Below are 21,611 nucleotides of genomic sequence, written 5' to 3' on the forward strand. Positions count from 1 at the left end.
GCGTCGCGGCTCACGCGGCCCACCGCTGCACGTCGGCATCGGCCAGCGCCAGGGCCGTGTCGAGGGGGTGGCCGTCGGTGATCCACTCGGCGGCGCTGCGGTCGCCGAGTGCGGGTTGCGGGCTGCGCAGCCATACCGCGCAGGTCCAGGGGTCGGCGGCGGCGCGCAGGGTCTTCCACAGCGTGATCAGGTGCGGATGTACCGTTCCGGAGGTTGTGAATTGCCAGGTGGGATAGACCCATTGGCCGTCGGCGAGCCGGCAGGCGATCACGGTGTCGGCGGCGACGGCTTTGTTGACTGCTTGGCGGCTCACGCCCCACCACCGTGTCAGGCCGGCGGTGTCGTAGAAGGGGCCCACGAGTTGGTCGTAGGCACCGCTGGTGGGCAGTGCCGCGGCCATCGAGTCGGCGATCGATTCGACGTCGTCGAAGACGTCGGCGGGGATGCCGGCTGCGCGGGCGTCGGCGAACGTCTTGTGGACGCGGCGGGTGAGAAGGTCCATGAGCTTGCGTTCCTGTTCGGCCAGGGTGTTCATGCCGGATCCTCCCCGAGGAGTCAACTGTGTCAACTCAAGTGTCCTCAGAATCGTCAACCATGTCAACGAGGGGCGGGATCCGCTCGAACGTTGCTCTCCATATCTCCTGGTAGCGACCGTGCTGTTCGACGATGGCTGAGTGGGCGGTGTTTGCCGACTGAATCTCAAGCAGAGGCGCCCCGGTGCGTGTCGTCTCGGGTCGAAGCTGTCGACGGGACACTGCTCGTATGGGCAGGACGGAGGCGGTGGTACCGCTGGGGAGATTCGGCGTCGACAGCACCCGCACACCGGCCTCGACGAACCGGGCCAGTGTTGCGCCCCGGTTCCATAAGGCTCACACGCTTGCCGCCAGCCGCCGGGTGTAGGTCGCCCACGCCTCGACGAGCCGATCCACCGCCGTGTCCAGGACGGTGGTGTCCGCGGCGGCCGAGAGCCGGATGTACTCCCGCAGACCACCGTCGGTGACACAGTCCCGCCCGACAGCCACCCGGACCCCGCCCCGCGCCGCGACATGCGCGAAGGTCGACGCGTCGACCACCGGTAGCCGGATCCACAGCCCGTCTCCGGTGGTCGCTGGCTCCACCGTCCAACTGGGTACCAGTTCCGCCAACGCGGCGCGCAGATGCGCCGTCTGCTGGGCGAGATGGGCGTAGCGGTCGGCGAACCACTGGGGGCTCGCCGCGTCGAGCAGTCGCGCGGCGTGCACCTGCGCGCTCACCGCCGGGGCCGGGATGCGCGGCGACGCGGTGCTCAGCGAAGCGTCCGGTGCCGGTGTCCGGACCCAGCCGATGCCGCATCCGGACCAGAACACCCGATCCAGGTCCCCGATCGCGGTGATCCGCGCCGACAGTGCCGCCAGCGGCCGCGCCTGCGGATCGCGGGTGGCGGCGAGAGGAAGGAAGGACAGATCCTCGATGGCGAGGGCGGTGTGGTCCTCGATCGCCGCGGCGATGCGCGGCAACCGCGATGATGCCGTACCCCGCCCGCTCGGCCCGGACTCGACCACGTCGACGAGGACGATCGCGGCGCGGGTGCGGCGCAGCGCGCGCCGCACGGCGGCCGGGTCGATACCTCCGGCGTCCGGATACAGACACAGCGTCGTTGCAGTGTGTTCGGCGACGACCGACCGCAGCGCCGGCCACAGCGGCGCCCCGACCACGGCTGGTCGTTTCGCGGCCGAGGTCGCGCGGAGAACGAGATCGAGTGCTTCCGCCATGCCGGTGGTCACGAGGATCTGATCCTCCTCGGTCGGCAGACCTAGGCGCGTGAGATGTGCTGCCAGCGCGTGCCTGAGGATCGGAAGGCCCCGGGCAGGAACACCTGCATTGCAGAGCGTCGGATCGAAACCCCAGTCGATGACCGGCAGATGCGACGCACCGACCGGGGCTGGCTCGGACAGGTCGATGACGTCGCCGATGTCCTCTGTCGACGAATCGATGTGCCGGATGATCGGGCGTGGGGTGCCGGGGCGGGGGCGGACGAAGGTGCCCGATCCGTGGATGCGTTCGACCACACCGCGTTCGGTGAGTTCTTCGAACGCGCGGACCACCGTTCCGCGGCTGACGCACAGTGCGGCGGCGAGGGTGCGTTCGGCGGGCAGGCGCTGACCGTAGGTGACGGTTCGGGCGTCGATTGCTTGTTCGATCGCGGCGACGATCCACTGGTAGCGGGGGAGGTCGGTGTGATCGTCCGCGGCGAAGACGACGGTCGTCCACCACGCAGTGTCCTGGTCCACTCGACAAAAATGGCACTGTGCGCGCGGTGTCGCAACCACGATGCTGATCACTGCACGACCAACGACCGGAGGGACGAGGATGGCAGAACTGGCAGCGACCCTGGCCCGGCGCCTGTGGGAAGCGATCGAACCGCTGCATGCGGCGCCCTACTTCTCCCCGCACCACCGCCGGATCTCCCTGGACCTCGGTATGAGCGGCTACTGGATGGGCTATTTCGCCGGCCGCGCCGCCCCGCTCGGTGCGATGACCGCCGCCCCCGTCGAGTCGATGTTCTTCAGCTTCCCGGGGCGACGTGTCGCCCGGGCGCTACCCGAAGCCTGGGCGTGCGCCGATCCCGAGAGGGTGTTGGACGCTCGGCTTGCCACCGCGCGTCTCGTCCTTGCCGACCATCTGCGGGAGGTGCCTCGACGGGACGTCGAGGCACTGGCTTCCCTTCTCGAAATAGCCGTGGACGGTTGTCATTTCGCGGGACGTCCGTTGGCGGCGGGGTGGTCGAGGGTTCCTCGCCCCGACGATGTCGTCGCCCAATTGTGGCTGGCTGCCACCGTCTTGCGTGAACACCGCGGGGACGGGCACGTCATCGCCTGTGTGCACGCCGGTCTGCGCGGTATCGACGCGGTCGTCGCACACGCGGCGACCGGTACGGTCACCCGCGAGATCATGCAACCCAACCGCGGCTGGAGCGACGAGGAATGGGAGAGCTCGGAGCGTCGCTTGCGGGCCCGCGGCCTGATCGATGTCGGCGGTCGGCTGACCAAGAGCGGGGGAGCGCTGCGGCGCAGCATCGAGGACCGCACCGACTTCCTGGCCGCCGACCCGGTGACGGCTCTCGGCCAGACGGGGATCGAGGAGATCATCGCTGTCGCCGCCCCGATCAGCCGGCGTCTGTTCGACACCGGGGCCGTCCCTCTGCCCAATCCCATCGGGGTGCCCCGCCCCTGACCACGAAGGAGCAAGCGATGAGCAATCCTCTTGTCGAGGTGGACACCACGGCGGTCGACGAGCACGGTGTGGCCGTCGTGACGCTGAACCGTCCGCAGAAGAAGAACGCCCTGTCGCACGCGATGCGACTCGAGCTCGCCCACGCCTTCGAGGCCCTGGCCGCCGATGCCCGTGTGGTGATCCTGACCGGCCGCGGAGACGTCTTCTGCGCTGGCTTCGACCTCACCGAATTCGACCGTATCGACGAGGACAGTCTGTGGGCCTCCTCCGATCGGATGAATGTCGCCGTCGCGGCGCACCCGGTGCCGGTGATCGCCGCGCTCGACGGACCGGCCGTGGCGGGGGGAGCGGATCTGGCGGTGCTCGCCGACATCCGGCTCGGCACCGACCGCACGACGTTCTCCCATCCCGAGCGCCGCGGGTTCCCCGTCGTCTACGGTCCGCTGGCCGAATGCGTGGGCTCCACCCGCGCACGGGAACTCGTCCTGACCGGTAGGACCGTCGCCGCCGAGGAAGCCCTCGCCCTCGGGTTGCTGACCGAGGTCGTCCGCGACCGCCCGGTTCTCGATCGGGCTCGCGAGCTCGCCTACGACATCGCGCGCACGCCGTGGCACGTCCTGCATCGGATGCGCCGCAAGTTCCAGGAGACCCAGCGTTACAGCCTGGCCTGCCACACCCTGTCCCTGTGATCTGTGCGCCGACCCGTGTGTCACGACCTCCACGAGAAAGAACACTGATGAGTATCCAAGTGCACCAATTAGATTCGACAGCGGTGGTCACGATCGACCGGCCGGACAAACTCAATGCACTCGATTACACCACCATCGACGAGTTGTCGGTGTGGCTGGACGAGGCCATCATCGACGAGTCGATCCGCTCGATCGTCCTCATGGGAGCGGGGGATCGGGCCTTCAGTGCCGGCGCCGACATCATGTGCTTGGCGCAGAGCATCGACGCCGGCACGGTGCCTGCATTGCAGGACATCGTGACCCGTGGACAAGGGCTGACCCGGCGCATCGAGCAGTTCCCGAAACCGATCATCGCCGCGGTCAACGGCCTTGCCTACGGCGGCGGATGCGAAGTCGTGGAAGCCGCGCACCTCGCGGTCGCTGTCGACCACGCAACCTTCGCCAAACCCGAGATCTCGTTGGGCTTTCCGCCGCCTTTCGGGGGATCGCAACGACTGCCGCGTCATATCGGCCGCAAACGTGCCCTGGAGATGATCCTCACGGGCGATGCCGTCGATGCCTACCGTGCGCACGACATGGGCTTGGTCAACCGTGTTGTTCCGGCGGCGGAGTTGCTCGCCGCCGCGTCGGAGTTGGCGGTACGTGTCGAACGACACGCGTCGACGGCGGTGCATGCCTGTCTTGCGGCGGTCACTCGCGGTATCAACCTGTCCATCGACGAGGGACTTGCCGTCGAGGCCGCATGGTTCGCGACCACCGTTCCCACCGTAGGTGTGCGGAGAGGGCTCGACAGATTTCTCTCCCGAGCACGGTGACGAGCGCGATCCGATCGTCGACCGACCGCGTTGGTCTTCGAGTGGTACCTCGTCGACCGGTGTGTGGTCGCCGTGTTCGGATTCGGCATCTACTCGAGGGCACCGTCCCGAATCGTGTGTCCCCTTTCATTTGCACCGAGATTGGGACTGATGTGCGGATAGGTGACATCTGAATGGTGGTGCCGTGAGGCACCGTGGGAAGGGTGGACCCCGCCCACAGGGCTCTCACCGAGGCGAGCCCCGACCTGTTCTATCTGGGCGACGCCGGCTGGAGTCGTTCTCGCTGCGGAGTTGTCGTTCCTCGAGCGTGTTCCGTCGGCCGCGGTCTCGGAGGGTTGCTCGTCGAAGCGTCGGCCGCCGGTGTCGAGGTGCTGGTATTTCCGCTTTGGTCACCGAAATCTCGGAAACGCCGAGTTAGCGCGCCATTTCGGCGCCGTTCATCTCCCTGTCCAGCACGGCCGGAACGAGGTGGGAATCGACGTCGACCGGGATGCTGGTGCGTCGTGATCGCACCGTGCGGCGTTCCTATTCGGTGGTGTGCCCGGTTCATGACCTCGGGGACCTGCCGATGGACGACGTAGGAAACCTCGCTTGAATGGAACGCTGGAAGGCATTTGGAGACAATCGGTTACAACCGGATGCTCGATCGGTCCGGGCACTGGTCCACTTCGCGAGGGACCTAGCTATTCCTCGCGAAATGGCACTGTCGAGCCGGGTGCCGAGACGGTTTCATGGCGTCATGACCATCAAGGAAGGTGAGCTCGTCACTGAGCATGTTCCTGCGGGCGAACCATGCGGACCGGTAGTGCTCGACGGCTTCCGGGTGGCCGCCGACCACGTCGTCGCGTTGACGGCCACCGTCCCTCCGGAGAAGTGGGACGACCCGGCGTTGGGGGAGTGGACGGTGCGCTCGCTGGTCGGCCACATCGGCCGCGCGCTGAGCACCGTCGTCGACTATCTCGCCCGACCCGCCGCCGAGCAGAGCGTGCCGTCCACCGCCGACTACTACCTCCTGGCCGCCGAGCAGGTCGACGCCGAGGCGGTCCGAGTGCGTGGTGAGCAGGCCGGCGCCGAACTCGGTGACCACCCCGCAGCAACCCTGGCGGAAATGCGGGACCGAGCCCTGCAGGCCCTGGCACAGACCGACGACCGGCTCGTCACCACTGTGGTGGGTGGCATGCTGTTGTCGCACTACCTGCCGACCCGCACCTTCGAACTGGTGGTGCACGGCCTCGACCTGGCCCGGGCCACCGGCCACCCGGCATCCGTCCCGGCCGGGGCACTGCGGGAGGCGCTGTCGGTGGCAACCGAATTGGCCGTACTCCGGGGACACGGTGAGACCGTTCTGCTCGCAATGACAGGACGCTCCGCTCTGGCCAGCGGCTTCAGTGTGTTGTGAACCGGCGATGAGCGGGCACTTCCTCGTCACCGGCGGTAGCCGGTGGAGTGGTGCCGCGATCGTCCGGGCCACAGCGCCCGAGCGGGCCACGAGGTGGGTTTCGCCTACCCCCGAGACACCGACGCTGCCATTCGCCTGGTCGCCGAATGCGGTCCCCGGGTCCGTGCCATCCAGATCGACGTCGCCGACACCGACGCTGCAGAAACAGGCGTCGATACGGCGGCGCAGAGCCCGGGGGAGGTGACGGTGCTGGTGAACAACGCCGGGATCACCGGCCCGCTCGGTGATGTCCTCACCGAGACCGCAGCGCAGGTCCGGGACATCGTCGATGTCAACGTCTTCGGGGTTGTGGGTGATGACCGCGGCTGCGGTTCGCTACCGGCGCGCGACCGCGTACTACCCGGTGTGGTGATCACCGGCAGCAGCATCGCCGCAGTCACCGGGGGTGCCCGGCGAGTACGGGGGATACGCCGCATCCAAGTGCTGCGGTGGAGACGATCACCCGCGGCCGGGGACACGAACTGGCACCGGGACATTCGTGTCGTCGGCATGGCACCCGGCAGCACCGACACGGAAATTCACGCTGCTGCAGGAGATCCGGGACGGCCTCGACGGGTTGCGGACCGCATACCCCACGTTGGTGTCGCTGCCACCAGCGAGATCGCCGCCGCGGCTGGGTTCGCGGCCGGTGAAGACTTCGTATCTCACCGCCACCACAATCGCGTGGCCGGTGGACTGTGAACGGTGATCCCGAAGATCGGGAAGGTGCGTGATGGCTGCTGCTTTCGTCGCCGCGGTGGCCTTCATGGTGATGACGCCCGGGCCGGACAGCCTGGCGGTTGCCGCTGCGGCACTGCGGTCCCGCGCCGACGCAGTCGCCACCGCGTTGGGCGCCCTGACCGGGATGCTCGTCTTCACGGTCGCCGCCTGCGCCGGTCTCGCTGCGCTACTCGTCGCCGCACCGGCGGCCCTCGCCGCACTGCGCATCATCGGCGGGATCTATCTGATCTTCATCGGACTCACCTCTCTACGCAGTGCTGTCCGGGTCCCCGACAGTGGCGAGGACGAGATTTGGGACAGCGCTGAGTCCCGACGTGGGGTACTGGCACCGACACGGCGATTCCGCCGCGGATTCCTCATCGATACCACCAACCCCAAGACCCTGGTGGTGTTTGTCACCGTCATCCCGGCCTTCGCCGGCCCGGATGTCGACTACCGGACCCTGGTGGGACACTGCCTGTTCCTCGTGGCGTTCGCGGCAGCATGGTTGTTGACGGTGGCGCTGTTCGCCGCGGAGATCGGCAGGCTCGGTCCGAGGCCGGCGCGGTGGATCGCCATCATCATGAGCGGTGTCATGTGCGGTTTCGGCCTCGCGATCCTGGTGTTCGATCCGTTCGTCCGCGGCTGAACCGGACCGACGAGACTACGAGAATGGAGAGAGGACACGGATGGCGCGAGTGGAGCTGTACGAGGCGTTCGCCGTGAGCGCCGGAGGCGGCAATCCGGCCGGGGTGGTGCTCGACGCCCGGGAACTGTCCGACCGCGAAATGCTCACGGTGGCACGCGAGGTCGGCGCATCGGAAACCGCCTTCGTCACCGACGGCGACGCACCGCACACCTACCGCATCCGATACTTCTCCCCCGAAGTCGAAGTGCCGTTCTGCGGGCACGCCACGATCGCCACCGCGATCGCCCTGGCCGAACACCACGGCGACGACGAGATGGTCATGCTCACCGCGGCGGGCCGGGTGCCGGTGCGGATCGACCATCGCACCGACGGCCTGCACGCCTCGTTCACCTCGGTGCCCCCGACGATCACCGCCCTGTCCGACGACGTCGTCGCGGACGCGCTGACCGCGTTGCGGTGGGCCCCGGAGGACGTCGATCCACGGTTCCCCGCGGTCGTGTCCGACGCGGGGTCGCGTCACCTGGTGCTTGCCGTCGCAACCCGCGACCGACTGGCCCGCCTCGACTACGACTTCGACGCGCTCCGCGCCGTGCTGACCGGACTGGGAGCGATGACCGCCCAGTTGTTCTGGTACGCCTCACCGCGGGAGATCCACAGCCGCAACCCATTCCCGGTCGGCGGCGTCGTCGAGGATCCCGCCACCGGATCGGCCGCGGCCGCCCTCGGCGGGTACCTCCGTCATCTCGGGATGGCGCACCCGGGGGACCGGCTCGTCGTGCACCAGGGCACCGACATGGGGCGCCCCAGCGAGATCGGGGTGGAGATCGGCACACCCGAGGACGGCATCACCGTGTCGGGGCGCGCGGTGCGCGTCGAACCGGCCCGGCGACTCGAGCACGCCGGCCGGTTCGACGCCGGCCCCAGCACCCACTACGTCGAACACCTGCGGCGCGCCGATCTGAGTGTGGGCACGTACTCGATCCCGGCCGGCGCCGCCGACGGGCAACAACCCCACCGGGAAGACGAGATCTACGTCGTCACCGCGGGCAGCGCGACCCTGTGGACACCCACCGGCTCGATCCCGGCGCCCACCGGAGCGGTGCTGTTCGTCCCGGCGGGTCTGCCACACCGGTTCGTCGACGTCACCGAGGACCTTGCGACGCTGGTGGTGTCCGGTCCGGCGGAGGGCACCCGCGCCTGATCGGCGAGGCTCACACGCTCGCTGCCAGCCTCCGGGTGTAGGTCGCCCACGCCTCGTGCCTTCGATGAGTACGTTCTCTTGCCGGTCGGTGCAGATTCGGCGAATCTGATCGATCAGCGCGGTCGACTCGTGATGGACCAACGCGGCGAGCTCGCGTGGCGCGATCGGGTGGCCGTCCGCGAGGGGCCGCTCGAGCAGGTCTCCGTAGATTCCGTCGGTGACGGCCTGGCGGATCAGATGGTCTTTGACCTCGTCGGCGTCGAGACGTCGATAGTCCTGCAGATCCGCGATCTGCCGGCTGAGCAGGGTGGACTTGCCCGCCCCGGGCGGTCCGGCGGTGATCAGCGCCGAGCGACCCTCCCGTGGTGGCATGGGTGTCGAGTCGAGGTACCGGTCGATGACGGTCTTGCGGAACACCCGTCGGCGGACCGAGACGGCATACAGCCGGGTGGTGTTGCGTGGTGAGTCGGTGTTCAGTGGTGCGTCGGGTGCGGACAGGTCGGCGAGTTGCGCGGCGACCGACCGCCTCGCGCGACGAGGGGAAATCACTCACGCAGAACGCGCCGACTGTTCGAGCTTGTCTTTGTTCTTGTCCATCAGCCGGGCGAGTTCGTCTTCGGTGAGCTGGCCGCGGTAGAAGGCGCGCTCGACCTCGTCCCAGCTGCCGGGTTCGTACGCGTCGGTGGCGACACCACCGACTTTCGGGACGGTGCCGAAGGTGAAGTTCCAGTTCAGCAGCTCCTTCATCATCTGCTCGGTGCTGATCTGCCCGGCGGTGCGCTGATCGATGATCTCGGCCGGGGTGGGCTCGAGCATCTTGGGGTTCTCGGCGGTCTGACGCAGCAATCGGTACACGGTGGCCTGGGAGACGTCGAGATGCTTCTCGATCGCACGTTGCCGCATCCCGGCCTTGTGAGCGCGCGCCACGACCCGCAGCAGCGCACGGTTGTCCAGGCGCAATCGGGCGGCGACCTCGTCCAGCTCAGCAGCTGCCCGATCACGGGTGATGTCCATGGTGCTCATTTACCCACCTCCTTGATTCAAGATGAATCGTCTTCAGGGTAGCAGGACGGTTTCTTTCCTGGTCCCTCCAACGTCTCTGGGCGAAGCCGAGCTGGCCAACCAGCGGCCGGTCTACCGCACTCCCGCCACGCTCGACCCCCGCGCCGTGGGAGCAGGTCTTCAACGCCGAGGGGCAGTGATCAGGTGTTTGCCGGGCGCACCAGCTGCTGCTGGTAAGGCGTGCGTCGGCGCGCTCGACAATTGTGGTGACTATGGTGTCGATGATCTCGTGAGGATGCGTGGCGGGCAGGCCGGGGACGCCAGGGTCCGACATGACCTCGAGCAGGACCGTGTAGGGGCCGTTGGACCAATTCATGCGGGAGACGCCGGGTTCGGTGTTGATGATCGTCGCGCCGCCTCGGGTGGTGTCGAAGGGAACCCGGGTGCCGCTGTCGATCAGGAACCTCTGGTCGTCGCTGGTGTTGTAGTCGGCGGCCTGGCGGGCCGACTCCGGGCTGTTGTGCAGGTCGATCCCGACGATGACGCTGCTGTCGGAGTTGCCGCACGCGTAGGTGGCGAGGACATCGCCGTGCGTGGTCGATTCAGGGGCGCCGGGGGACTGCGCGGTTCGGTCACTGAATCCGCTGGCGGTCAGGACATCGACGTCGAGCAGGGCGCAGGCGTTGTGCCCGGGAACCGTCACCGGCGGCGTGTCCGCTGTGGTCTGTGATTGCTTCCGCCACCGACACCGATGAGAAGAAGCTGAAACAACAGGCTGCCAAAGGAATCCGGGAAACCTCAAGGGAAGTGTCCTCGTGGGAGTTGCCCCTGTACCGCTCCGCTGCGGCGTCGCGTGTGTTCACTGCGAGCGGATGTGTCCTGGTCATCTACCGGCGGCGTCCTGTATGGCCTGTGACCGCAGACGAGTCCTGCCGATATCTCCGTTGCTCAGCACATGGGGACGGTGGCCGAGGTGGAACAGGCCGGGTGTGTGCAGGCATGGAACATAGCAATGCGCCGCCGGAACAAATCCGACGGCGTGCGGCCTTCGACGATGCCGCCGCCGCTGCCCATCCACCAGGCAGGCCGGAGCGACAGGCGCTCCGAGCACGGCGACTTCTGCAGTCCGGGCCTTCGTTGGGCAAACGACCGGAAGGGACCTGTGTACCGAGTGCGGGGTGAACCATTGTTCACCCTATGGTGCACCATGGTGGAGAATGCTCGACTCGATAATGTTTGGTGAGGAATTTGATGAATCCCAGGGTCACACAGACCGAATTCCGTGGCGCCGGGGTCGCACTGGCCGCCGACCGGTGGGATCCACCGTCGCAGGGGGTCGGCGGATCCGGTGTCGACAGGAAAGGCGTGGTCCTGCTCCTGCACGGCGGTGGGCAAACCCGACATTCCTGGCGGAACACCGGGCGCAACCTCGCGATGGGCGGGTGGTCCGCCGTCGCGGTGGACGCACGCGGGCATGGAGAGAGCCAGTGGGCGCCGGACGGGGATTACGGTATCGATGCGTTGGTCGCCGACCTGACCTCGATCGTCGCCGAGTTGGGGGAGAAGCCGGTACTCGTCGGGGCCTCGATGGGCGGGATGACATCGTTGATCGGGCAAGGGGAGAACCCGGATCTCGCTCGCGGTCTCGTCCTGGTCGATATCGCACCGAGGGTCGAAACCAGCGGTACGGCGGAAATCATGGCCTTCATGCGCAGTGGCCTCGACGGCTTCGCGAGCCTCGACGACGCTGCGGCGGCGATCGCGGCGTATACCCCGAACCGGGTCCGCAAGCCCAACCCGGACGGGCTGCGCAAGAACCTGCGTCTGCGTGATGGTCGCTGGTTCTGGCATTGGGACCCGGGGTTCCTTCGCCAGGGCGACGAACCTACCAGGCAAGCGGACTCGATCGTGCGCTACGAACGCGCTCGGGATGCCGCCGCCGCGGTCACCGTTCCCACGATGCTCGTTCGTGGCAAGCAATCGAATGTGGTCAGCGAGGCAGGTGCCCAGGAGTTGCTGGAGCTGATCCCCACCGCGAAATTGGTCGATGTGTCCGGGGCCGGCCATATGGTCGCCGGTGACGACAACGATGTCTTCAGCGTCGGGCTGAGGGGATTTCTCGACGACGAGGTCATCGCTCTGCGTCCTTGATTCATCGAAGCGCTCGCGCGTAGCCGGGCACGGCCTCGACCGGTCGAGTCGAGGCCGGGACAGCACGAGTTACTTTGGTCGAGTGGTACTTCCGGCAAATCGCGAGGTAGTGGCTGCAGGGACAGAGTTGGATGTCGAAGTCGTTCACGGTGGCCGATGGTGCAGCGTTGCACGGGAAGATCGGATCGGTGGGGTTCCGCGGCGATGCCCACACTCTCCTGGGGTGACGCATCAACGGCGGTGTATTCCTCACGCGCTTCCTGCTGACGTGCCGTGGCTCAGTGATGGTGCACGCTGGACGCGCCGTAGGGAAAGCGGCGTCGCCTGTGGTCATTGCGAGCGGATGTGTCCTGGTCGTCTAATGCCGGCGTCCTGCATGGTCTGCACCCGCAGGCGATCCCGGTCGATCGTTCCCCTACTGAGTGCGTCGGGGCGGTGGCCGAGGTGGAACAGGCCCGGGGTATGAGGGCAGGGGTACACGGCCATGCCCTTCTCTCCGGGGTGGCGTTTGCGGACCGTTTTCGCGTCGCTTCGGGTGTGGTAGCCGCGGTGTTGGCATGCGGTGCACCAGGTCCAGCGCGCGGCGGGGTTGTGGGCCCGGGGGCTCATAGGGCATGTCCGATCTGGAGGGTGAGCCAGTCCGAGAGCCACTCGAGGGCGTTGCGGCCGGCGTTGTCGACGACGAGGGCGTTGTAGTTCGTGTGGGCACCGGAGGCGAAGAAGCTCACGGCGCCCAGTCCTTCACCGACCAGGGCGACGAGATCCTCGGCGCCCTGTGATTGGGAGAGTTCGATCAGCGAGTTCGACAGTTGCGGCAGATCCACGTTCTGGGCGTGGGCAGTGATGCTGGTAGACACCGTGTTTGCTTGCTCGCCCAGCAGTTCGGGTGGGGTCTTGCCGGCTGTGCCGGTGAGCATGTTCGTCGCCACGGATGCGAGGTCCAGGCCGATCGGGACGAGGCCGGTCATGGCTGCGCCGGCGCCAAGCGGATCTGGGAGCTGCCCTGGTGGGGGCAGCAGTTTCTCGACGGCCGACCAGGCGATCTCCTGGATCTGACCGACGAGGTTGGCCAGGCGGATGACGTCGACGTGCGCCAGGATCGATGCGACGAGTGCCGCGATCCGGGTGGCGCCGGAGGGGTCGGGGATGATCGCCAGCACCTGCGAGACCCAGTTCAGGTCGACGGCGGCGGCCATCTTCACCAGCGGGGCGAACTGATTGTTCAGCTCGCCGGCGATCTGGTGCGCGCCGTGGGCGTCGAGCGCGGCGACCTTCTGCGGCAGCAGGGTCAGGTTGGTGAGGATGCCCGGGATGTCGAGTGAGGTCACCCCGGTGACGACGCCCAGGATTTGGTTGACCACCACCGTCGGCTTGAGCACCGACAGCACGCCGGTGGCCGAGGTGAGTGCATCGATGGGGGTTGAGGCGAGCGGCGCGATCTGCGTGTTGAGGGTGTGTGCGGTCGCCGCGAGGGTCTGCATCTCCGGAGCGGTCGATGATAGGTGCAGCGGGTCACCACCGGTCAGTGCGATGGCGGCTTCGGCGAGGTCGGTGGCGGTGCGGAGCGCTTGGTCGAGGTCGGATTGTGCTGCCCGGGTGAGGACGTCGGAGGCGTTGCGTTCGGCGGAGCCGATCGGTGCGGCTGCGAGCCGACTGTTCGCGGCCGGGTTGGCGGCGCCGGAGTCGATCAGGTCTGTCAGTGCCGCAACGGTTTTCGCGATCGATGTCGCGGTCGCGGCGACCTGTCGGATATCGACGGTGGGTGCGGCGAGCAGTTGGCCGAGGGCTGTCGTATTCGATCCGAGGGCGGGCAGGTCGGCGTCGGAGAAGTCCGAGGTCAGTGCGGCGGCGAGCTGGCTGTTGCCGTCGGCTGTGGTGGTGTCGCTGGTGCTGGGGGTCTTGCTCAGGATCGAGCCGAGGGAGCCGAGGAGCGGGCTCGATCCCTTCTCGATCGAGCAGTACAGGTCGCCCGGGTCGCAGATCGAGGCGACGCGGCCGGAAAGTGCGCCCATCCCGTGCGGGCGGGGACCGGCGATGCCGTGTCCCGAGGTACGGGGTCCGACGGTCGCCGATCCTGTGGTTCCGGCAGCGGGATCGGCGAGGAGACCGACAGCGAGCACCCGGTCGGGGTCGACGGGGCCGTTGCCGTTGCCGATGTCGGACGCGATGTCGCCCGCGGCGTCGGCGCCCTGCGAATAGCCGACGATCGTGAACTTCGTGTTCGGGCAGGAGTTCGCGATGTTCGTCAGCACCTGCTTGGCTTTGGAGACGGCGTCGGCTTTGCTGTCGGCGTAGGTGTGCCCGTTGTCGAACGCTCGCGCCATGTACGGCAGCGTGTACACCTCTGCCCGGCTGCCGTGCTCGCTCTTCAGTGCGTCTGCAACGGGTTTGAGCATTCCTACCGGCTGGACGGGGTCGGCGTTCTCGCTGGTCTCCCACGTGCCCGGGATGAACAGGTTGAACGTTGCTGCACAGCTGGCTGGGGTGGCGTTGGCGATCGCGGGAGCGGTGAGCGTGACGCCGCTGCCGGCGACGGTCGCGGTGGCGATCAGTGCGACCGTGCGGCGGGATCTCGAACGTCTGGGCATGGGCACCTCGATAACCGGAAGGAACACGTGGGCACACGTTCACCTACATCGGCGTCTTTCCCCAAGTGGGTGCCCCCCAAGTGCGCAGACTCTTTTGCGGGCTCGACGAGGGGTTGAATCGCCCCGGGTCTGTCGGAGGCTCTCGAACCTGTGAAGGATGGAGAGCATGGCAGCACCACGGAAGTACAGCGTTGAGCTGAAGGAACGAGCAACGAGGATGGCGGTCGAGGCCCGCCAGGATCCGGCGACACGGCCGGGTGCGCTCAAGCGGATCGCCGATCAGCTCGGTGTGCACCCCGAGGCGCTACGGACTTGGGTCAAGCAGGCCGAGGTGGACGGCGGTGTGCGCCTGGGAACCACGACCAGTGATGCCGAACGGATCGCGCAGTTGGAACGGGAGAACCGCGAGCTGCGGCGGGCGAACACGATCCTCAAGCAGGCCTCGGCTTTCTTTGCGGCGGAGATCGACCGCCCACAGCGCTGATCGTGGAGTTCGTCGCCGCTCACCGCGACGAACACGGGGTCGATCCGATCTGCGCGGCGTTGCGCGAGACAGCCGCCCAGATCGCTCCGTCCACGGTCCGAGCCCATCTGAGCCCACAGCGAACCGAATCGGCCCGTGCGGTGCGTGACCGTCAGGTTCTGTCCGAGATCCGGCGGGTTCATGCCGACAATCTCGGGGTGTACGGGGTCCGCAAGGTGCACGCCAGCCTGAAACGGAAGGGGATGTCGGTGGCCCGGTGCACCGTGGAACGATTGAAGGTGCGGTGGTAGTGCTCGAGCTTGCCGCAGGTCTGCGGATGCCTTGGCCGCGAAGACAACTGGGCTATTCCCAGGGCGGCGAGCCGCTCTTGGAAGTACACGGGCTTGTGACCCTTGCCGGACTTGAACTGCCGACCGTTGTCGCCGATCAGCTGTCGTGGTGCGCCGTGCTCGTCGATCGCGGTTTCCATCGCCCGCCGTGCCGCGTGGGCGGTGAATCTGCGGGCTGCGGTTGCGCCGATGGCGTAGCGGGCGTGGTCGTCGAGGATGTCGACGATCCAGGCCTTCGAGCCGTCGGCGAGCGTGACCTGGGTGCCGTCGATCTGCCACAGATCGTTCGGTGCGTAACGCTCGAACTGGCGCCACGTCCGCGGGTCCTCTGTGTCCGTGGTGTCACCAGGCCGTGGCGCCCCATCTCGGGTTGTGGGTGCGCATCTCCACGATCCGTGCCTCGACCTCCGGATCGGTCTGGTTCGGTGAACTGTGCGGACGGCGCGACCGAGGCTGCAGCGCGGTGACGCCGACGCCGCAGCGGCGGCAGGTTTCGGCGACGGTGATGCCGTCGCGCAGTGGGGTCAGCAGGATCTCCAGCCATCGTTCGTTCACGGTCATCGCTCGCACCCTCGGAAGGGTGTCAGGGATGTCCCGCGCACGACCTGTCAGCTATGTGTCCGGGCCTTACACATCCGATCGTGGTTGGGTGGCCTAGATTTCAACCGTCGTTTCTGGCCTGGTTTTCAACCGTCGTCAACAGTGGACGGTCAGGAAGCCGATTGACCGGCCGTGGCGGCCGACACCGCACCCTTTCGAGTGCTTCTGGACTTCGTTGGACGATGGCGTGCGAGAGCTCGTGCCAGGCGACCCACGAGAGCAGCTTCCTGTGGGCTGAGATCTCGGTTGCAGCGTTCGGCAATCACGATCTGCAGACAGCGCTCAAAAAGACGCTGGGGTGTCATGCCGAACTCGACGAAGGTTCGGTCAGCCGGCGGCCAACCATACGGATCCCACACGAGGACGTGTTCAGCGAGATGCCTGTCAGCTGTCAACGGCCATCGTGATGTCCCCGCTCTTGGCCAGGTGAAAGTCCCCGCCTCGTGGGTGTTTCGGGGGTTGGGGTCAGGGGCGTTCACCTCGTTCGTGTCGGGCTTGGCGCATCCGGTAGGACTCGCCGTCGGTGAGTACGACGGTGGCGTGGTGCAAGAGCCGGTCGAGGATGCTGGCGGCGGTGGTGTGCTCGGGCAGGAACCGGCCCCACTGTTCGAACGGCCAGTGCGAGGCGACCGCCAGCGAACGGCGTTCGTAGGCGCCGGCGACGAGCCGGAACAGCAATTGGGTGCCGGTGTCGTCGAGCGGCGCGAACCCGACCTCGTCGACGATGATCAGATCCGCCCGCAGCAGCGTGTCGATGGTCTTGCCGACGGTGTTGTCGGCCAGGCCGCGGTAGAGGGTTTCGACGAGGTCGGCGGCGGTGAAATAGCGGACCCTGTGCCCGGCGTGCACCGCCGCGATGCCCAACCCGATCAGGGTGTGGGATTTTCCGGTCCCCGGTGGGCCCACCAGCGCCAGATTGGCATGGGCACGAACCCATTCCAAACCGATCAGATAGTCGAATGTGGTTTGTGGGATGGAGGATTCGGCGACGATGAAGCTGTCGAGGGTCTTGGCGACGGGGAACGCCGCCGCTTTGAGTCGGGCGGCGATGTTGGAGGCGTCGCGGGCGGCCAACTCCGCTTCGATCAGGGTGCGCAGCACCTCCTCCGGGGTCCAACGTTGGGTTTTGGCGGTTTGCAGGACCTCGGCGGCGGTGCGCCGGACGGTGGCGAGTTTGAGCCGGCGCAGACCGGCGTCGAGGTCGGCCGGCAGTGCCGCGGCCGCCGGCGGAACGGCGGTGCTCGAACTGCTCATCGCGCGGTCTCCTCTCGGGTGACGGCGTAGGCGTCGAGGGAGCGGGTCGGCGCGGTCGGCAGGTCCAGCACCAGCGCATCACCGCCGGGGCGGGGTTGGGGAACCCCGGCCCCGGCATCGAGGATCGAGCGGACGTCGTCGGCGCGGAACCGCCGGAACGCCACCGCCCGGGTCAACGCGGCGAGCAGGGCGTCGGTGCCGTGCGCGGCCTGCAGGTCCAGCAGCACCGCGAGTTCGGCGGGCAGGCGGGTGTTGGCGGCCGCGGCGGCGCCGACGAGGAACTGTTCGGCGACCGGACCGAGTGCGCAGAATCGTTTCTCGACTTCGGTTTTCGGTCGCGGACCGCGACTGGGAGCCTGTCGTGGGGTCGGGTAGTGCTCGTCGAGGATCGACGCGGTACCCGGGGCGGTGAGCGCGTGCTCGGCGGCGACCTGACCGGTGGCCGGGTCGGCGATCAGCAGTCGCCCCTCGCCGGCGGCGACGGTGACGGTGGCCCCGATCAGTCGGGTCGGCACCGAATAACGAGCTGAGCCGAAGCGGATGCAGGAGAGCCTGTCGACCTTGCGGGTCACCGGCGGCGGCCCGATCTGCAGTCGCAAAGACGGCAGCGGTCCGAGCACGGCCTGTTCCTCGCGCAGACGCTGGGCGGGGACCGCGTCGATCTCGGTGTGCACCCGGGTGTTGACCTCGATGCACCAGGCCTGGGCGGCTGCGTTCGCGGTGGCCAGGTCCACCGGCCGGCCGGACAGGTCGGCGTCGGTGAGCAGCGGAACGACCAGGTCGCGTTGGGCGTAGCCGACGAGGTGTTCGACGATGCCCTTCGATTCGGGGTCGGCGGCGTGGCAGAAGTCGGGGCGGAACCCGTAGTGGGTGGCCATCCGCACATAATCCGGGGTCGGGACCACCACGTTCGCCACGACTCCGCCCTTGAGGCAGGCCATCCGGTCGGCCAGGACCTTGGCGGGCACCCCGCCGATCGCGGCGAGGGCCTCGGCGATCAGCGTCAAGGTGGTGCCGGCGCGTTCGTCGGTGGCGAACGCGACGAACCGCCACCGTGAATACGCCAGCACCGCGCAGAACAGGTGCAGGCCGGCACCGAGGGTGGCCCAGTCGATGACCAGGTATTCGCCCGGTGTCCACACGGCGGGCCGGCGACCGCGGTGATTGTTTTTGCGCCACTTGGTTTTCTCGTCGGCGACGAGGCGGCGGAAGTTGCGGTCCGAGCCGGTGTATCCGGCGGCCGCGGCGATGGGGAGCAGGCGTTTGGCGGAGATTCTGCCGCGGGACGAGGCGATGCGTTCTGCGACGATCTCGGTGACGGTGTCGTAGTTGCGGGGGCGGGGTTGTCGTGAGGGTGGGGTGTCGCCGGCCTCGAATCGTTCGATGACCCGGCGGACGGTTTTGTGGGTGGTGCCGCACATCTCGGCGGCGCCGCGGTAGGTGCCGACCTCGCGGTAGGCGGAAATGATGTCCATGCGGTCCTTCGCAGACTTCAATGGAACTCCCTGGGCGGTGACAGGTGACTGGGTGGCACCTTCACCTTCACCGCTCAGGCCTGGCGTTCCGGTGGGAATCACGACGAACACGAGGCGGGGACTTTCACCTGGCCACCGGTGGGGACCGTTACTCGGCCACCAGTGGGGACTTTCTCATGGCCATGGACACCCAGGACGGTGCGCATCGCGTTGTCGAAACATTCCGGGTTCGAGGCATTCCGGATTCGAGTTCGAAGGGTGCATCGCCGGGTGAGGCCCGTCAGCTCGGGGCACCGGCGATCGGTGTGGGTAGTACATCGTGTGAACCTCCGTAGAGCCGGTGTGGCACATCACACGATGCCGCCTCCGCCGCGGCGCAGCGACGGCCGCAATACCCGAGGGCATACCTACTTTCCCGGAGTAAGGAAACCGGCCGGTACGGACCAGGGTCCGAAACGGGTACCCCACCCCGCCGGTCGGCCGTTCCCGAACTCCCGCGTGCACATGATCCTCGAAGAACCCGAATCGCTCCACTCACTGTGAGGCACACATGCCCGACACACCGGCAACGCCCCACCCCGACCCCAGAAAGAAACCCCTCCGATGATCACCTCGTTCGTCCTCCGGCCGGTTGCTCGCACAATCGCCGTCGTCCTGATCCTCGCCGACACCGTCCTGGCCATCCGGATACCGGACCTGCCCGACTGGGACGAGGCCGGCAACCCCATCCGCCACTGACACCGCCCGGCCGGCAACGAGGACTCGCGCCACCCCCGAACGAACCCCTGCCGGCCCGACACATCGACACTCCCGTCGTCGCATCACCGGCGCACCATCACCGGCACCGCCGACGCATGTCGTCGGTGGGCCTGACGTGGACGACTGGCTACCCGGTCAGCTCCACCCTCGGTGGCGCGTTCATCGAGGTCACCCGCGTCCACGGCAAGACAACCGAGGTGGACAGGACACCGGCTCAGCAACCCGAGGCGGGATCGGTGGCCATCCCGGGAGATAGGCGCTCCGATGCCCATTGACGACCAAGTTATCTGCCGGGATCGCCGGCATGCTGGTTTACCGCGGTAAACCACGCTGCCGCGAGTCGCCGAGCGACCCCTCCCTTCGCTAGATGCTTTGTTCCGAAGACCCCCCTACCCGATGAATGAAGCACACGACAAGGCGCGTCGAGCGCGACAGTTCATGCCGTTCTCCATCAGAAGTGCGGTGCCGGTCAGCCCACAATCGCTGTCAACGTCGCCGCCGTCACCGGCGATGTATGGGATAGGTGACCACGCGGACGCCATCTTTCCGGTCGCCGCGGTCCGATGGACCCGCGAAGCTCGGCGATCCGGGCGGCCGGGTACAGGGCAAGCCTCATCCATTGTTCAGTGCCGGGTGACGTCGAGCTTGTCGATGGTGGCGAAGGGGAAGCCGAACTGGTCGCCGTAGATGTCGAATCCATTGTTCTCCGGTGGTCGAGGGTGGCGTGGCGCTCGAGATTCGCCACCACGCGCGCTTGATTGCCGTCGGCCAGGGCTGCGGCGAGCTCTTCGCGACCCCTCGGCCCTGAACGGGACATCAATAGTCCCGAAATCCAATGTGCAGGTGCGGCATTCGCATTCAACCTCGCCGCCGTTGCGGACGTGCACCTGGCCGGTGACGCGGATCGTCGCGACCGTCGGTGTCCCGTCCGGTGCGAGGCCCCGGCCGGGCAGGTGACGTCGGTCGACTTGGCGGCTTTGAGTTCGGACCTCGTATCCTTGCGCAGCCCGTTGGTCTTGCCCGATATGTACTTACGCACCAACTACGAGGTGCTCCGAACTACCGCGCCGAACTGCCGCGCCGCCAACAGGAAACGCGCACCCAGCATCGACCAGTGGGATAGATCCTGAACACGACACAACCCTCCTCGCTGTGGCTCCGACCGGGGTCTCACGAGCCACGGGACCGCATGCCCTCACCGACACCCCGAGAACGAGGCGGTTGCCCCGAGGGCGCGGTGGGTTCGTCCGTGGAACGAACGTGCACCTGGCTCCGGCGGGCACCTCGGCGGTGATGGTGATGCTACCAATCTTCGCTTCGCACCCGCTACCGTGCCGACCATGGGTACGACCCTGCACGCACCACACCCGTGGCCGCACATCACCGCAGCCCTCCGCGGCCCAGGACCTCGCCGTGTCGCGATCGCCTACCTCGACGCCACCGCACTCGAGTTGCTGCCGCTGCGTGCCGGGGACCTGCTGATCGTCAACGCCGCCCGAGCCGCAGTCCGCGCGCATGCCACCTCCCCCACCGCCCTCCGGCACTTCGTCGACGCCGGTGTTCATGTGCTCTCGACACCGAATCTGCATACCGGCCTCATCGTCACTCCCCGATACGCGATCGTGGGCCCCTCCAGCGCCTCCCACAGCTCCAGCATCGCCGACGAAACCGCCATCGTCACAGACGATCCCGCCGCCATCGCGGCCGCACACACCTTCATCGATACCCTCGACGACACCACCGACGTCGACCAGGCGTTCCTCGACAACGCCACCGCGATCTGGTCGATCGGACGCGCCGTGCCCCTTGCCGGCATCGGCAGCCGCACCCGCAGCGACCACGACTTCCTCCCCACGCCGGTCCGCCGGATGTTCGTCCGCCGCATCACCGAGTACACCCCCACCGCCGACGAACAACAGGTGTTGGAAACGGCGCACCCCTACCCCCGTGGCACTGGCGGGCCGAGCGCGAAATATCAGACGCAGTGGCTGCGGCTGGACACACCCGACACCGGCCGGCGCAACCGCCTCGAACGCGGCGATGTGCTGCTGCAGGTCACCGCCGACACCGCCTGGATGCATCCACCCGCGGTCGTCGCCAGCGACCCGATCTCCATCCCCCACACCCGCCACGCGGTCGCCTACCTGCTGCGTACCCGGACCGATTTCCAGCCGCTACCGATACCGGACGCCATCCGCGCCCTCGCCGACGCCGGGCACCCCAACCCCCGCCTCCACCTCGACC

Annotated in this window: 22 protein-coding genes, 1 pseudogene and 1 other annotated feature; of the genes and pseudogenes, 13 read left to right on the top strand and 10 right to left on the bottom strand. The window is 67.6% G+C overall.

Translation table 11 applies throughout. From position 1 onward, the window contains the following. Positions 1 to 10 precede the first annotated feature (10 nt). Complete coding sequence (locus tag M1M07_RS29140; RefSeq protein WP_248676388.1) at positions 11 to 535, bottom strand: hypothetical protein; 525 nt, start codon at positions 533 to 535, stop codon at positions 11 to 13. Between the two features lie 334 nt (positions 536 to 869). Next, positions 870 to 2,270 (bottom strand): aminotransferase class I/II-fold pyridoxal phosphate-dependent enzyme, encoded by a 1,401-nt coding sequence (locus tag M1M07_RS29145; protein ID WP_248676389.1) that lies wholly within the window; start codon positions 2,268 to 2,270, stop codon positions 870 to 872. Between the two features lie 79 nt (positions 2,271 to 2,349). On the opposite strand from M1M07_RS29145, the gene M1M07_RS29150 reads away from it, so the two are divergent. The 7 genes from M1M07_RS29150 (at position 2,350) to M1M07_RS29180 (ending at position 8,725) form a co-directional block, all read left to right on the top strand. Continuing rightward, the gene (locus M1M07_RS29150; RefSeq protein WP_248676390.1) at positions 2,350 to 3,213 is read left to right on the top strand and encodes a hypothetical protein; all 864 of its coding nucleotides are present in this window, start codon (positions 2,350 to 2,352) and stop codon (positions 3,211 to 3,213) included. A gap of 17 nt (positions 3,214 to 3,230) precedes the next feature. After that, the gene (locus M1M07_RS29155; protein ID WP_248676391.1) at positions 3,231 to 3,902 is read left to right on the top strand and encodes an enoyl-CoA hydratase/isomerase family protein; all 672 of its coding nucleotides are present in this window, start codon (positions 3,231 to 3,233) and stop codon (positions 3,900 to 3,902) included. 47 nt (positions 3,903 to 3,949) lie between these two features. Further along, positions 3,950 to 4,717 (top strand): enoyl-CoA hydratase-related protein, encoded by a 768-nt coding sequence (locus M1M07_RS29160; RefSeq protein WP_248676392.1) that lies wholly within the window; start codon positions 3,950 to 3,952, stop codon positions 4,715 to 4,717. A 739-nt stretch (positions 4,718 to 5,456) separates the two neighbouring features. Continuing rightward, entirely contained in the window at positions 5,457 to 6,116 is a 660-nt protein-coding gene (locus M1M07_RS29165; protein WP_248676393.1) for a maleylpyruvate isomerase N-terminal domain-containing protein, read from the top strand. A gap of 42 nt (positions 6,117 to 6,158) precedes the next feature. After that, positions 6,159 to 6,857 (top strand): SDR family oxidoreductase, encoded by a 699-nt coding sequence (locus M1M07_RS29170; protein ID WP_308200878.1) that lies wholly within the window; start codon positions 6,159 to 6,161, stop codon positions 6,855 to 6,857. 31 nt (positions 6,858 to 6,888) lie between these two features. After that, positions 6,889 to 7,524, top strand: coding sequence for a LysE family translocator (locus M1M07_RS29175; protein ID WP_248676395.1), 636 nt, complete (start codon positions 6,889 to 6,891; stop codon positions 7,522 to 7,524). A 40-nt stretch (positions 7,525 to 7,564) separates the two neighbouring features. Further along, positions 7,565 to 8,725, top strand: a complete 1,161-nt coding sequence (locus M1M07_RS29180; RefSeq protein WP_248676396.1) for a PhzF family phenazine biosynthesis isomerase — start codon at positions 7,565 to 7,567, stop codon at positions 8,723 to 8,725. Between the two features lie 66 nt (positions 8,726 to 8,791). On the opposite strand, the pseudogene M1M07_RS33265 reads toward M1M07_RS29180, so the two are convergent. The 3 genes and pseudogenes from M1M07_RS33265 to M1M07_RS29190 form a co-directional block, all read right to left on the bottom strand. After that, a pseudogene (locus tag M1M07_RS33265) lies at positions 8,792 to 9,274 on the bottom strand (zeta toxin protein); the annotation flags it as partial. After that, positions 9,275 to 9,748 carry a winged helix-turn-helix domain-containing protein gene (locus tag M1M07_RS29185; RefSeq protein ID WP_248676397.1) on the bottom strand — a complete coding sequence of 158 codons (474 nt, stop codon included), beginning with the start codon at positions 9,746 to 9,748 and terminating at the stop codon, positions 9,275 to 9,277. It abuts the pseudogene before it with no gap. Further along, complete coding sequence (locus tag M1M07_RS29190; RefSeq protein WP_248676398.1) at positions 9,723 to 10,430, bottom strand: hypothetical protein; 708 nt, start codon at positions 10,428 to 10,430, stop codon at positions 9,723 to 9,725. Before M1M07_RS29190 ends, M1M07_RS29185 begins: the two co-directional genes overlap by 26 nt. A gap of 548 nt (positions 10,431 to 10,978) precedes the next feature. Between M1M07_RS29190 and M1M07_RS29195 the strand changes: the two genes are divergently transcribed. Continuing rightward, positions 10,979 to 11,878: an alpha/beta fold hydrolase gene (locus M1M07_RS29195; RefSeq protein WP_248676399.1), complete on the top strand. Its 900-nt coding sequence runs from the start codon at positions 10,979 to 10,981 to the stop codon at positions 11,876 to 11,878. A 605-nt stretch (positions 11,879 to 12,483) separates the two neighbouring features. Here the strand turns inward: M1M07_RS29195 and M1M07_RS29200 are convergent. Continuing rightward, complete coding sequence (locus tag M1M07_RS29200; RefSeq protein WP_248676400.1) at positions 12,484 to 14,466, bottom strand: cutinase family protein; 1,983 nt, start codon at positions 14,464 to 14,466, stop codon at positions 12,484 to 12,486. 166 nt (positions 14,467 to 14,632) lie between these two features. Between M1M07_RS29200 and M1M07_RS29205 the strand changes: the two genes are divergently transcribed. Together M1M07_RS29205 and M1M07_RS33270 are read left to right on the top strand one after the other, a co-directional pair. Further along, a complete protein-coding gene (locus M1M07_RS29205; RefSeq protein WP_248676401.1) occupies positions 14,633 to 14,950 on the top strand; it encodes a transposase in 318 nt (105 codons plus the stop codon). Beyond that, positions 14,911 to 15,039: a sequence feature (AL1L pseudoknot), on the top strand. Its footprint overlaps the gene before it by 40 nt. Then, the gene (locus M1M07_RS33270; RefSeq protein WP_368862575.1) at positions 14,953 to 15,240 is read left to right on the top strand and encodes an IS3 family transposase; all 288 of its coding nucleotides are present in this window, start codon (positions 14,953 to 14,955) and stop codon (positions 15,238 to 15,240) included. Its footprint overlaps the feature before it by 87 nt. Here M1M07_RS33270 and M1M07_RS29210 read toward each other — a convergent pair. The 4 genes from M1M07_RS29210 to istA all read right to left on the bottom strand — a co-directional run bounded on the left by M1M07_RS29210 (position 15,129) and on the right by istA (position 18,629). Beyond that, positions 15,129 to 15,692 (bottom strand): DDE-type integrase/transposase/recombinase, encoded by a 564-nt coding sequence (locus M1M07_RS29210; protein ID WP_308200880.1) that lies wholly within the window; start codon positions 15,690 to 15,692, stop codon positions 15,129 to 15,131. The two genes, M1M07_RS33270 and M1M07_RS29210, sit on opposite strands and share 112 nt — an antisense overlap. Further along, positions 15,622 to 15,840: a helix-turn-helix domain-containing protein gene (locus M1M07_RS29215; protein ID WP_248676402.1), complete on the bottom strand. Its 219-nt coding sequence runs from the start codon at positions 15,838 to 15,840 to the stop codon at positions 15,622 to 15,624. Before M1M07_RS29215 ends, M1M07_RS29210 begins: the two co-directional genes overlap by 71 nt. A gap of 504 nt (positions 15,841 to 16,344) precedes the next feature. Continuing rightward, positions 16,345 to 17,133: an IS21-like element helper ATPase IstB gene (gene istB, locus M1M07_RS29220; protein ID WP_248676403.1), complete on the bottom strand. Its 789-nt coding sequence runs from the start codon at positions 17,131 to 17,133 to the stop codon at positions 16,345 to 16,347. After that, complete coding sequence (gene istA / locus M1M07_RS29225) at positions 17,130 to 18,629, bottom strand: IS21 family transposase (protein WP_248676404.1); 1,500 nt, start codon at positions 18,627 to 18,629, stop codon at positions 17,130 to 17,132. The genes istB and istA overlap by 4 nt, the downstream gene beginning before the upstream one ends. Before the next feature lie 582 nt (positions 18,630 to 19,211). Between istA and M1M07_RS32925 the strand changes: the two genes are divergently transcribed. From M1M07_RS32925 to M1M07_RS29235, 3 genes are all read left to right on the top strand, one after another. Beyond that, on the top strand, positions 19,212 to 19,346 hold the full coding sequence (locus M1M07_RS32925; RefSeq protein WP_282582437.1) for a hypothetical protein: 135 nt from the start codon (positions 19,212 to 19,214) through the stop codon (positions 19,344 to 19,346). 116 nt (positions 19,347 to 19,462) lie between these two features. Beyond that, positions 19,463 to 19,642: a hypothetical protein gene (locus M1M07_RS29230; RefSeq protein WP_248676405.1), complete on the top strand. Its 180-nt coding sequence runs from the start codon at positions 19,463 to 19,465 to the stop codon at positions 19,640 to 19,642. A gap of 1,065 nt (positions 19,643 to 20,707) precedes the next feature. Further along, positions 20,708 to 21,611 (top strand): phosphatidylserine/phosphatidylglycerophosphate/cardiolipin synthase family protein (locus M1M07_RS29235; protein WP_248676406.1); only part of this gene is annotated, 904 nt, incomplete at its 3' end.

It is taken from the genome of Rhodococcus sp. HM1 (assembly GCF_023218075.1).
Lineage (GTDB): Bacteria > Actinomycetota > Actinomycetes > Mycobacteriales > Mycobacteriaceae > Rhodococcus.

Coding starts and splice junctions, on each gene's coding strand:
- M1M07_RS29215 (WP_248676402.1), bottom strand. CDS start 15,840: ATGACCGTGAACGAACGATGGCTGGAGATCCTGCTGACCCCACTGCGC.
- M1M07_RS29185 (WP_248676397.1), bottom strand. CDS start 9,748: ATGAGCACCATGGACATCACCCGTGATCGGGCAGCTGCTGAGCTGGAC.
- M1M07_RS32925 (WP_282582437.1), top strand. CDS start 19,212: ATGATCACCTCGTTCGTCCTCCGGCCGGTTGCTCGCACAATCGCCGTC.
- M1M07_RS29160 (WP_248676392.1), top strand. CDS start 3,950: ATGAGTATCCAAGTGCACCAATTAGATTCGACAGCGGTGGTCACGATC.
- M1M07_RS29200 (WP_248676400.1), bottom strand. CDS start 14,466: ATGCCCAGACGTTCGAGATCCCGCCGCACGGTCGCACTGATCGCCACC.
- M1M07_RS29140 (WP_248676388.1), bottom strand. CDS start 535: ATGAACACCCTGGCCGAACAGGAACGCAAGCTCATGGACCTTCTCACC.
- M1M07_RS29150 (WP_248676390.1), top strand. CDS start 2,350: ATGGCAGAACTGGCAGCGACCCTGGCCCGGCGCCTGTGGGAAGCGATC.
- M1M07_RS29205 (WP_248676401.1), top strand. CDS start 14,633: ATGGCAGCACCACGGAAGTACAGCGTTGAGCTGAAGGAACGAGCAACG.
- M1M07_RS29175 (WP_248676395.1), top strand. CDS start 6,889: ATGGCTGCTGCTTTCGTCGCCGCGGTGGCCTTCATGGTGATGACGCCC.
- M1M07_RS29180 (WP_248676396.1), top strand. CDS start 7,565: ATGGCGCGAGTGGAGCTGTACGAGGCGTTCGCCGTGAGCGCCGGAGGC.
- M1M07_RS29155 (WP_248676391.1), top strand. CDS start 3,231: ATGAGCAATCCTCTTGTCGAGGTGGACACCACGGCGGTCGACGAGCAC.
- M1M07_RS29165 (WP_248676393.1), top strand. CDS start 5,457: ATGACCATCAAGGAAGGTGAGCTCGTCACTGAGCATGTTCCTGCGGGC.
- istB (WP_248676403.1), bottom strand. CDS start 17,133: ATGAGCAGTTCGAGCACCGCCGTTCCGCCGGCGGCCGCGGCACTGCCG.
- M1M07_RS29230 (WP_248676405.1), top strand. CDS start 19,463: ATGTCGTCGGTGGGCCTGACGTGGACGACTGGCTACCCGGTCAGCTCC.
- M1M07_RS29195 (WP_248676399.1), top strand. CDS start 10,979: ATGAATCCCAGGGTCACACAGACCGAATTCCGTGGCGCCGGGGTCGCA.